Source organism: Mesorhizobium sp. M2C.T.Ca.TU.002.02.1.1 (genome assembly GCF_003997225.1).
Map to the genome: position 1 here is coordinate 1 of NZ_RZTO01001195.1, position 1298 is coordinate 1298.

The following is a 1298-nucleotide window of genomic DNA, read 5'->3' on the forward strand; positions in this document are numbered from 1 at the left end:
TAATTGTTTAATTGGCCGGGCTGGCATTTGCGCATTAGCCTGTCGCCAGTCTCCTCGTTGCGGTGGTGTTGGCAGTGAAGCGATCCCCTGGTGTCCCGACCTCCTCTCTCCTCCTTGGCCTTGTTTCGTTGGTAGGCGCTTCGTCGCTGCAAGCCACCCCAGCGGCGGCGCAGTCGTCGCTGCTCAAGCTGGCGTCGACGCGGCCGGCCGCCAGTTCCGCCTCGGTTGGCGGCAGCACCAGCGTCCCATATGGCTGGCTCGATTTCTGTCATCGCCGGCCGAAGGAGTGCAAGGTGCCCGCCCTGCCGGCCGCGAGCGTCAAGCTGACCGCGCAGAACATGAGCATCCTCAAGCGAATAAACCGGAAGGCGAACCGATCCATCAAGCCGGTCAGCAACTACGACCACTGGGGCACGACGATGGACCACTGGGACTATCCGGTGGACGGCAAGGGCGATTGCAAGATCTACGCGCTCTACAAGCGCAAGCTTCTCCAGGAAGCGGGATTTCCCCGGCAGGCGCTGCTGATGACGGTGGTGCGCGACCTTCACAATGAGGGCCACACCATCCTGACGGTGAAGACCGACAAGGGCGATCTCGTGCTGGACAATCTGGTCGACGAAATCCGGCCCTGGAATGCGACCGGCTATTATTTCCTGAAACGCCAGTCGCAGCAGAACCCGAACACCTGGGTCTCGATCAACCAGCGCGGCGGCACGGCGAAACGGCTGTCTCCAAGCTCTTAAAGCGCGTCGCGCTGAAACGGATTCAGGCGACGCGCTTTAAGTCTTTGTTTTGATGCATGTCGTTGTCCCAGAACCGCTGCGCACTTCTGGGCGACATGCATTAGACCAAAACCGTATCATAATCCGCGCGGCCCGGCTTGAGGTCGGTTGGCGCGCCACTGATCAACGATCCCCGATTTTGCAGGATCGATGGGCCAGGACCTCCGGCCCACCGACGAAATGGCTATGCCGGCTGCGGGGGGCCTATTGCTTGCAGGGCGGCTCGCCCGGATGCCCGCAGGTCGGCTTCTTGTTTGCCTGCTGTGGCTGCTGCCTGGGCTGCTGCGCCAGGCGCCGCTCCTGTGGCTGAAGCTGGAGCTTCGGCTGCGCATGGAATTGCGGCCTTTCCTGCCTGGACAGCACCTCCACGTTCGGCTTGTTGACCTTGAGGTTGTGCTGGACGTTGACTTCCGCGCCTGCCGCTCCGCCGCCGTTTCCGGTCAGTTTGCGGAACTTCTTGCCGCTGTCGCCACCCTGCCCGTTCGGAGCCAGGGTCGCGCCTGCGGCCAGGTC

At 62.6% G+C, this 1298-nt stretch carries 1 protein-coding gene and 1 pseudogene; one reads left to right on the forward strand and one right to left on the reverse strand.

Annotation, left to right across the window (positions count from 1 at the left end; genetic code table 11):
* Positions 1-128: 128 nt before the first annotated feature.
* Positions 129-746: a transglutaminase-like cysteine peptidase gene (locus tag EOD07_RS34675; protein WP_127238375.1), complete on the forward strand. Its 618-nt coding sequence runs from the start codon at positions 129-131 to the stop codon at positions 744-746.
* A gap of 243 nt (positions 747-989) precedes the next feature.
* Here the strand turns inward: EOD07_RS34675 and EOD07_RS37950 are convergent.
* Positions 990-1298 (reverse strand): annotated as a pseudogene (locus EOD07_RS37950) (peptidase C14 caspase catalytic subunit p20); the annotation flags it as partial.